The following is a 9,075-nucleotide window of genomic DNA, read 5'->3' as shown; positions in this document are numbered from 1 at the left end:
AGAGAACCATGAGTGCAGTCCAGAGCGTAGGTCCGAAAGACCTGCCAGCATTGCAGGAACAGGTCGAGGCGATCATCGCCGAGGCGCGTCGGCAGGGGGCCAGTGCCTGCGAAGTGGCGGTGTCGCTGGAGCAAGGGCTGTCCACCACCGTGCGCCAGCGTGAGGTCGAAACGGTCGAGTTCAACCGCGACCAAGGCTTTGGTATCACCCTTTATGTTGGCCAGCGCAAAGGTTCGGCCAGCACCTCGGCCAGTGGTCCGGAGGCGATTCGCGAGACCGTCACTGCAGCGTTGGCAATTGCCAGGCATACCTCCGAGGATGAATGCTCGGGCTTGGCCGACGCAGCGCTGATGGCGCGTGAAATCCCGGACCTGGACCTGTACCACGACTGGGGTATCGAGCCCGAGAAGGCCATCGAAATGGCCCTGGCCTGCGAGGCAGCGGCGTTCGACGCCGACCCGCGCATCCTCAACGCCGATGGCACCACCCTCAATACCCACCAAGGCTGCCGCGTGTATGGCAACAGCCATGGGTTCATCGGTGGTTACGCCTCGACCCGGCACAGCCTGAGCTGCGTGATGATTGCCGAAGGCGACGGGCAGATGCAGCGTGACTACTGGTACGACGTGAACCGCCAGGGCAACCTGCTGGCCGACCCGAGCAGCATCGGCGTGCGCGCTGCCCAGCGTGCCGCTAGCCGCCTTGGCGCCCGACCGGTGCCGACTTGCGAGGTACCGGTGCTGTTCTCGGCCGAATTGGCCGGTGGCCTGTTCGGCAGCTTCCTGTCGGCCATTTCCGGCGGCAACCTGTACCGTAAGTCGTCGTTCCTGGAGGGTACCATTGGCCAGCGCCTGTTCCCTTCCTGGCTGACCCTCGACGAACGCCCGCATATTCCGCGCGCGTTGGGCAGCGCCGCCTTCGACGGTGATGGCCTGGCCACCTATGCCAAACCGTTTGTCGACAAAGGTGAGCTGGTGTCGTACTTGCTGGGTACCTATTCGGGGCGCAAGCTGGGTTTGCCGAGTACGGCCAATTCCGGTGGCGTGCACAACCTGTTCGTCAGCCACGGTGTCGAAGATCAGGCCGCGCTGATTCGCCGCATGGGGCGCGGGCTGCTGGTGACCGAACTGATGGGGCATGGCTTGAACATGGTGACGGGGGACTATTCCCGTGGTGCGGCGGGGTTCTGGGTCGAGAATGGCGAGATTCAGCATGCCGTACAGGAAGTTACCATCGCCGGAAACATGAAGGACATGTTCCAGCAGATTGTCGCGATTGGTAGCGATCTTGAAACCCGTAGCAACATTCATACGGGCTCGGTGCTGATCGAGCGGATGACCGTTGCTGGTAGCTGATCTTTAGCCTGCGCCGGCCCTTTCGCGGATCAATCCGCTCCTACACGGTAGTGGACGCACATCGGGGTTGGACACCGGCCGCTGTAGGAGCGGGTTTACCCGCGAAGAGGCCTACACAGCACTACACCTTTCTCTGCAAATCCGAAGACCCGGCCCTCGCGCCGGGTTTTTATTTCATCACTTTTTTTCTTGAAGTGATTCTGTTTATCACTTAATAATGAATATCATTATCCAGTAACTCGGCGATGATGTTCATGAAATCCGTCCTCCGCGAACTGCCCTACCTGGAAAACTGGCGCTGGCTCAGCCGGCGCATTCGCTGTGCGCTCGACCCCGACGAGCCGCGCCTGATCGAGCATTACCTGGCCGAAGGCCGCTATCTGGTGTGCTGCACCGAAACCTCGCCATGGACGGTGGCGCTGACAGCGTTTCGCTTGCTGCTGGATACCGCCTGCGATCGCATGCTCCCCTGGCATTGGCGTTGTCTGTGCCTGGACCAAGCCTGGCGCCCTCTGCTGGACCTGCGCAACCTCGACCGCCAGGAACAGAACCAACGCTGGCAACCCTACGCCCTGCAGTTGGCCAATTGCCGTCTGCTGCCTTCGATTTCTCCCGATGAACTGATGCAAGGATTTGATGATGAGTGATACCCGTATCGAGCGTGACAGCATGGGTGAGCTGCAGGTGCCGGCCCAGGCCCTCTACGGCGCCCAGACCCAGCGCGCGGTCGACAACTTCCCGATCAGCGGCCAGCGTATGCCGGCCCAGTTCATTCGTGCCTTGTTGCTGGCCAAGGCCGCTGCGGCCAAGGCCAACGTCGAACTGGAGCAACTGTCTGCCGGGCAGGGCCAGGCTATCGTCAAGGCTGTCGAGCAATTGCTGGCCGAGGACTTCATCCAGCACTTCCCGGTGGATGTGTTCCAGACAGGCTCTGGCACCAGTTCGAACATGAACGCCAATGAGGTGATCGCCACCTTGGCTACCCATGTACTGGGTGAGGCGGTCAACGCCAATGACCACGTCAACTGTGGCCAGAGCAGCAATGACATCATTCCGACCACCATCCACGTCAGCGCCGCGCTGGCCCTGCACGAGCAGTTGCTGCCAGCCCTGGCGCACCTCGTACAGGTGATTGAGGTCAAGTCGGCACAAGTACATCAATTCGTGAAGACCGGTCGTACTCACCTGATGGACGCGATGCCCGTGCGCATGAGTCAGGTGCTGGATGGCTGGGCAGCGCAGATCAATGCTGCCAAGGCGCACATCGAAGGGGTGCTGCCGCGCTTGCAGGCGCTGGCCCAAGGCGGAACCGCCGTGGGTACCGGCATCAATGCCCATCCGCAGTTCGCTGTCGGTTTCGCTCGCCAGCTCAGTGGCCTGACCAAGATCGAGTTCACGCCCGGCCAGAACCTGTTCGCACTGATCGGCTCGCAGGACACTGCCGTGGCTTTGTCTGGCCAGCTCAAGACCACTGCGGTGGCGTTGATGAAAATCGCCAACGATCTGCGCTGGATGAACTCCGGCCCGCTGGCCGGTCTGGGCGAAATCGAGCTGCAAGCTCTGCAGCCGGGCTCTTCGATCATGCCAGGCAAGGTCAACCCGGTGATCCCGGAGGCCACTGCCATGGTCGCCGCCCAAGTGATTGGCAACGACGCGACCATCGCCGTCGCAGGCCAAGCCGGTAACTTCGAGCTGAACGTGATGCTGCCGGTGATCGCTCGCAACCTGCTGGAAAGCATCGAGCTGATGGCCAATGTCAGCCGTTTGCTGGCCGACAAAGCCATCGCCAGCTTCAAGGTCAACGAAGACAAACTCAAGGAAGCCCTAGCCCGCAACCCGATTCTGGTCACGGCGTTGAATCCGATCATCGGCTACCTCAAGGCCGCCGAAATCGCCAAGACCGCCTACAAGCAGGGTCGTCCAATCATCGATGTGGCGCTGGAGCACACCGACCTGTCCCGCGACCAGCTTGAAGCGCTGCTGGACCCGGAAAAACTCACCGCCGGCGGTATCTGACCTGCGTCACCGCCCAGGAGACAACCATGCAGCACTGGAAACGCACCACGGAAACCGCCAACCGCCTATTCGAACAAGGCGAGCTGGTGGACGCCCGGGAACACTACCTGCAAGCCTTGGCGTTGGCCCAGGTGCTGTTCGAGCGCTGGCATGACGTGGACGAAGCGGTGGCTGCATTCGTCATCGCCCACCACAACCTGGCTGACCTGCACCTGCGCCTTGACCAGCCGCATGAAAGCGCCGACTACCTGTGCGCGGCTCATCAGCGACTGCTGCAGGCCTGCCAGGAAGCGCGCCTGCCTCAGGGGCTGCGTGATGCAGCCTTGCGCCACAGTGCGCGCACTTACACCGAGCTGCTGAGTTTCATTGCCGAGTATGGCCAGTATCCGCGTACCGAGCGCTTGCTCAACCGCCACAGCGCCGGGGCCAGCGAGCTCGCTGCCCTACCGGATGTGGCGCCCAGAACCCATGCCTACGGAATTCACTGACATGCCCCATACCTTGCCTGCATTGCCATACGCCTACGATGCGCTGGAACCACACATTGATGCCCAGACAATGGAAATCCACCACACCAAGCATCACCAGACCTACGTGAACGGCCTCAATGCCGCCCTCGAAGGTACCGAGTGGGCCGAATGGCCGGTGGAAAAACTGGTCGCTGCCGTCAAGCAACTGCCGGAGAACCTGCGTGGCGCTGTGACCAACCACGGTGGCGGTCACGCCAACCACAGCCTGTTCTGGACTGTCATGTCACCTCAGGGCGGTGGCGAGCCTGTGGGCCAGCTGGCGCAAGCCGTCACAGCACAACTTGGCGGCTTCGAGGCTTTCAAGGAGGCTTTCACCAAAGCCGCGTTGACCCGCTTCGGCAGCGGTTGGGCCTGGCTCAGCGTGACGCCGCAAAAAACGTTGGTGGTGGAGAGTAGCGGCAACCAGGACAGCCCGCTGATGCACGGCAATGCGCCGATCCTGGGCCTGGACGTGTGGGAGCACGCTTACTACCTCAAGTACCAGAACCGTCGTCCGGAATACATCGGTGCCTTCTACAACGTCATTGACTGGGTGGAAGTTGAACGTCGTTACCTTGAAGCCCTGAAGTGAGTCGGACCGGTATGCGCTCTGAGGTGATGTCTGTCAGCAGTGTGCGCTTGTTCCGCCTGGCGCTTGGGACTTTGCTTTTGCTGGCTGGCGCCGCGTTACTGGTGGCACGGGGCCTCGCCTGGCTAGACCTCGATCCGCGCATGCTGCGCGCCCTGGAGGGCGGTGCTTTATGCGCGCTGGGTACGGCACTGGGCGCAGTACCGGTACTGGTCATTCGCAATATGCCCGTGGCGCTGGCGGATACGCTGTTGGGCTTCGGTGCTGGCGTGATGCTGGCGGCCACCGCGTTTTCCCTGATCATGCCAGGCCTGGCGGCGGCTCAGTCTATTGGCTTCAGCCCTTGGGGGGCAGGTGGCCTGGTCAGTTTTGGCCTGATGTTCGGGGCGTTGTGCCTGTTCCTGGTCGACCTCAAGGTATCCTGGGCTTCGCCTGAAGCGTTGGTGGGCACAGCAAACCAGCCGGTGATTGCAGCGCGCATCTGGCTGTTCGTGATTGCCATCATTGCCCACAACATCCCCGAAGGTATGGCCATTGGTGTGTCGGCCGGGGGAGGTATGGCCGACGCCGACAGCCTGGCCATGGGCATTGCCTTGCAGGATGTGCCTGAGGGGCTGGTGATCGCGCTGGTGCTGGCAGGGGCGGGCATGCCGCGCTTCAAGGCCTTCCTGATCGGCGCAGCCTCAGGCTTGGTCGAGCCGGTGGCGGCGTTGATCTGTGCCTGGCTGGTGAATGTTGCCGAACTGCTGCTGCCGCTGGGGCTGGCCTGTGCAGCAGGGGCGATGTTGCTGGTGGTCACCCAGGAAATCATCCCCGAATCGCGCAGCAACGGCCATCATCGTCTGGCCAGTCTTGGGCTGTGTACAGGCTTCTGTCTGATGATGGTGATGGATACCGCGATGTCCTGATCTTGTGCAAGCGCAGGTTTGCGAGGCCTATTCGCCTTCGTCAAAGAAATTGTTGATCAGTTCGACCAGTGCATCCATGGCGTCGTTGTCCTGCTCACCCTCGGTATGCAGGTGCACCTGGGTGCCTTTGCCTGCGGCCAGCATCATCACCGCCATGATGCTCTTGCCATCCACCAGCTTGTCCGGGGCGCGACCCACCCGTACCTGGCAGGGGAAGCGGCCGGCCACACCGACGAACTTGGCTGCCGCCCGGGCATGCAGACCCAGCTTGTTGATGATGGTGATTTCGCGGGCGGGCATCAGGGGTGGATCCTTGGGCTAGAGGTCGCGATGACGGACCTGGACGTTTTTCAGGGTTTGCTGCAGCTGTTGACCAAGGCGCTCGGTGATGTACACCGAACGGTGATGGCCGCCAGTGCAGCCGATGGCAATGGTTACGTAGGCGCGGTTGCTGGCAGCGAAGTGGGGCAACCATTTGAGCAGGTAGCTGGAGATGTCGTTGTACATGTCTTCGACATCCGGTTGTGCGGCCAGGTAGTCGATCACGGGTTGATCGAGACCTGAGTGCTCACGCAGTTCTGGTTTCCAGTAGGGGTTGGGCAGGCAGCGCACGTCAAAAACCAGGTCGGCGTCGACCGGCATGCCCCGTTTGAACCCGAACGACTCGACCAGAAACGCTGTGCCAGGCTCGGGTTGGTTGAGCAGACGCAGTTTGATCGAGTCACGCAACTGGTACAGGTTCAGGTTGGTGGTGTCGATCTTCAGGTCGGCCAGGTCGGCAATGGGGCCCAACAAATCGCTTTCCACGCGGATCGCTTCCGCGAGCGAGCGGTTGGCGTTGGTCAGGGGGTGCCGCCTGCGGGTTTCCGAGAAACGCTTGAGAAGGACCTCTTCATCGGCATCCAGGTACAACACGTCGCACTGGATGTGCCGTGCGCGGGCTTCTTCAAGCAGCTCGGGAAAACGCATCAGGTGGCTGGGCAGGTTGCGTGCGTCGATCGAAACCGCCACCTTGGGCTGCAGCAATTCGGTGTTGATCAGTGCATTTTCCGCCAACTGCGGCAATAGCCCGGCTGGGAGATTGTCGATGCAATAGAAACCGCTGTCTTCCAGGACATCGAGGGCGGTGCTCTTGCCGGAGCCGGACCGGCCGCTGACGATGATCAGGCGCATGTTCAGTGCTCGTTCTGTACGTCCAGGACAACCTGGAACAGGGCCTCGTTGCTGGTGGCCGCACGCAGTCGATCACGGACCTCCTTGCGATCGAGCATGCTGGCGATCTGACGCAGAAGTTCAAGGTGGGCATCGGTGGCCGCTTCGGGCACCAGCAGCACAAACAGCAGGTCCACCGGCGCGCCATCGATGGCGTCGTAATCGATAGGCGCTTCCAGGTGCAGCAGGGCGCTGACTGGCGCAGAGCATCCTTCAAGCCGGCAGTGCGGGATGGCGATGCCATTGCCAAAACCGGTAGAACCGAGCTTTTCCCGGGCTACCAGTTTTTCGAAGACGTCCTGCATCTCCAGTTCTGGCACTTGGTCGGCGATGACAGTGGCGACCTTTTCCAGGGCGCGCTTCTTGCTGCCGCCCGGCACGTTCACGAGGGAACGGCCGGGGGTCAGGATGGTTTCAAGTCGGATCATGGATGAGGGGGATCAGCGGGCAGCTGCACCTTGCAGCAGGCTTTGCTGTTTTTCCTTGTGTTTTTTCAGTTGGCGGTCGAGCTTGTCGGCCAAGGCGTCGATCGCTGCATACATGTCTTCGTGTTCGGCGTTGGCTACCACTTCGCCGCCGGGAATCTGCAGGGTCGCCTCGACCTTCTGCTGAAGCTTCTCGACTTTCATGATTACCTGCACGTTGGTGATCTTGTCGAAGTGACTCTCCACGCGGGCGAGCTTTTCAAGCACGTAATCGCGCAGTGGCTGGGTGACTTCTACATGCTGTCCACTGATATTGACTTGCATACAGCTTCTCCTTTGTTGCCCGTGCATAAAGAGGCAGGTCTTGCACCTGCCACGAAAACGCTGTGGCACATCTCAGGGGCTACATCAGTCGCTTGCGTTCGCTCGACGGTGCGATGCCGAGGGACTCGCGGTACTTGGCGACGGTGCGACGGGCTACCTGGATGCCTTGTGCCTCCAGTAAACCAGCGATCTTGCTGTCACTCAATGGCTTTTTCTGATTTTCCGCCGCAACCAGTTTCTTGATGATCGCGCGGATCGCCGTGGACGAGCATTCTCCGCCTTCGGAGGTGCTGACATGGCTGGAGAAAAAGTATTTCAGTTCGTAGATGCCACGCGGGGTGTGCATGTATTTCTGCGTGGTAACCCGCGAGATGGTCGATTCGTGCATGCCTACGGCTTCGGCAATGTCATGCAGTACCAACGGCTTCATCGCTTCGTCGCCGTGGTCGAGGAAGCCGCGCTGGTGCTCGACGATCTGCGTGGCAACTTTCATCAGGGTTTCGTTACGGCTTTGCAGGCTCTTGATGAACCAACGCGCTTCCTGCAGCTGGTTGCGCATGAAGGTGTTGTCGGCACTGGTGTCGGCACGGCGCACGAAGCCGGCGTATTGTGGGTTGACGCGCAGGCGTGGGATGGCTTCCTGGTTCAGTTCTACCAGCCAACGGTCGCTGTCCTTGCGCACGATGACGTCGGGCACCACGTACTCGGGCTCGCTGGACTCGATCTGCGAACCAGGGCGCGGGTTAAGGCTTTGCACCAGTTCGATGACCTGGCGCAGCTCGTCTTCCTTGATTTTCATCCGCCGCATCAGCTGGCTGTAGTCACGGCTGCCGAGCAGGTCGATGAAATCGGTGACCAGGCGCTTGGCTTCGGTCATCCACGGGGTTGTAGCGGGCAGTTGGCGCAGTTGCAGCAACAGGCATTCGCCCAGATTGCGGGCGCCGACGCCAGCCGGCTCGAACTGCTGGATGCGGTGCAGTACTGCTTCGACCTCGTCCAGCTCGATATCCAGCTCCGGGTCGAAACCGGCGCAGATTTCTTCGAGTGTGTCTTCCAGGTAGCCCTGGCCGTTGATGCTGTCGATCAGGGTCACGGCAATCAAGCGGTCGGTGTCGGACATCGGCGCCAGGTTCAACTGCCACAGCAGGTGGCTTTGCAGGCTTTCGCCGGCCGATGTGCGCGTGGTGAAGTCCCATTCGTCATCATCGTTGCTCGGCAGGCTGCTGGCGCTGGTCTGGTAGATGTCTTCCCAGGCCGTATCGACCGGGAGCTCGTTGGGGATGCGCTCGCTCCACTCACCGTCTTCCAGGTTGTCGGCGCTGACGGTGCTTTCCTGAAAGCTGTTGTCCTGAACTTCGGCGGCCGGCTTGTTCTCGGCGTTGTCGGCCATCGGGTCGCTGTTGTCGAAGTCCTCGCCGTCTTCCTGACGTTCGAGCATCGGGTTCGACTCCAGCGCTTCCTGGATTTCCTGTTGGAGGTCCAGGGTAGAGAGCTGGAGCAGGCGGATGGCCTGTTGCAACTGAGGTGTCATCGTCAGTTGCTGGCCCATTTTTAGGACGAGCGATGGTTTCATGGCAGGGGCTTAATACCTTGTTCGCCGGCGCGCATGCGCCATCCACTACACGAGGGCGCCGAAGCGCCAGATCAAGCAAGTTTTATGCCTTAAATTGTAGCGTTTGCCTAGAGTACCGTAACAACTTTACCCGCAGTCTCAGGGCTGTTTGCCAGTACTTCAGG

Annotated in this window: 11 protein-coding genes; 6 read left to right on the top strand and 5 right to left on the bottom strand. The window is 60.9% G+C overall.

What is annotated here, in order from left to right; all coding sequences use genetic code 11:
* Nucleotides 1–8 precede the first annotated feature (8 nt).
* The 6 genes from pmbA (at nucleotide 9) to AA098_RS22685 (ending at nucleotide 5,377) form a co-directional block, all read left to right on the top strand.
* Nucleotides 9–1,355, top strand: a complete 1,347-nt coding sequence (gene pmbA / locus AA098_RS22710; RefSeq protein WP_003255150.1) for a metalloprotease PmbA — start codon at nucleotides 9–11, stop codon at nucleotides 1,353–1,355.
* A 245-nt stretch (nucleotides 1,356–1,600) separates the two neighbouring features.
* Nucleotides 1,601–2,002, top strand: coding sequence for a hypothetical protein (locus tag AA098_RS22705; RefSeq protein WP_012051310.1), 402 nt, complete (start codon nucleotides 1,601–1,603; stop codon nucleotides 2,000–2,002).
* Nucleotides 1,995–3,371: a lyase family protein gene (locus AA098_RS22700; RefSeq protein WP_047604996.1), complete on the top strand. Its 1,377-nt coding sequence runs from the start codon at nucleotides 1,995–1,997 to the stop codon at nucleotides 3,369–3,371. The genes AA098_RS22705 and AA098_RS22700 overlap by 8 nt, the downstream gene beginning before the upstream one ends.
* Before the next feature lie 26 nt (nucleotides 3,372–3,397).
* A complete protein-coding gene (locus AA098_RS22695; RefSeq protein WP_004574483.1) occupies nucleotides 3,398–3,859 on the top strand; it encodes a hypothetical protein in 462 nt (153 codons plus the stop codon).
* Nucleotide 3,860: 1 nt separating this feature from the next.
* Nucleotides 3,861–4,472: a superoxide dismutase gene (locus AA098_RS22690; protein WP_003255144.1), complete on the top strand. Its 612-nt coding sequence runs from the start codon at nucleotides 3,861–3,863 to the stop codon at nucleotides 4,470–4,472.
* An 11-nt stretch (nucleotides 4,473–4,483) separates the two neighbouring features.
* Entirely contained in the window at nucleotides 4,484–5,377 is an 894-nt protein-coding gene (locus AA098_RS22685; protein WP_003255142.1) for a ZIP family metal transporter, read from the top strand.
* Between the two features lie 27 nt (nucleotides 5,378–5,404).
* Here the strand turns inward: AA098_RS22685 and AA098_RS22680 are convergent, their stop codons facing one another.
* From AA098_RS22680 to AA098_RS22660, 5 genes are all read right to left on the bottom strand, one after another.
* Complete coding sequence (locus AA098_RS22680; RefSeq protein WP_003255140.1) at nucleotides 5,405–5,677, bottom strand: HPr family phosphocarrier protein; 273 nt, start codon at nucleotides 5,675–5,677, stop codon at nucleotides 5,405–5,407.
* Nucleotides 5,678–5,695: 18 nt separating this feature from the next.
* Nucleotides 5,696–6,550 (bottom strand): RNase adapter RapZ, encoded by an 855-nt coding sequence (rapZ, locus tag AA098_RS22675; protein WP_064615021.1) that lies wholly within the window; start codon nucleotides 6,548–6,550, stop codon nucleotides 5,696–5,698.
* Between the two features lie 2 nt (nucleotides 6,551–6,552).
* On the bottom strand, nucleotides 6,553–7,017 hold the full coding sequence (ptsN, locus tag AA098_RS22670) for a PTS IIA-like nitrogen regulatory protein PtsN (RefSeq protein WP_003255137.1): 465 nt from the start codon (nucleotides 7,015–7,017) through the stop codon (nucleotides 6,553–6,555).
* Nucleotides 7,018–7,029: 12 nt separating this feature from the next.
* The gene (gene hpf, locus AA098_RS22665; protein ID WP_003255135.1) at nucleotides 7,030–7,338 is read right to left on the bottom strand and encodes a ribosome hibernation-promoting factor, HPF/YfiA family; all 309 of its coding nucleotides are present in this window, start codon (nucleotides 7,336–7,338) and stop codon (nucleotides 7,030–7,032) included.
* Between the two features lie 79 nt (nucleotides 7,339–7,417).
* Complete coding sequence (locus AA098_RS22660; RefSeq protein WP_003255133.1) at nucleotides 7,418–8,911, bottom strand: RNA polymerase factor sigma-54; 1,494 nt, start codon at nucleotides 8,909–8,911, stop codon at nucleotides 7,418–7,420.
* Nucleotides 8,912–9,075: the final 164 nt, after the last annotated feature.

The organism is Pseudomonas sp. JY-Q (assembly GCF_001655295.1).
Lineage (GTDB): Bacteria > Pseudomonadota > Gammaproteobacteria > Pseudomonadales > Pseudomonadaceae > Aquipseudomonas > Aquipseudomonas alloputida.
The sequence above is the reverse complement of the archived record's forward strand: the minus strand, read 5'-3'. Positions and strand labels throughout refer to the sequence as shown.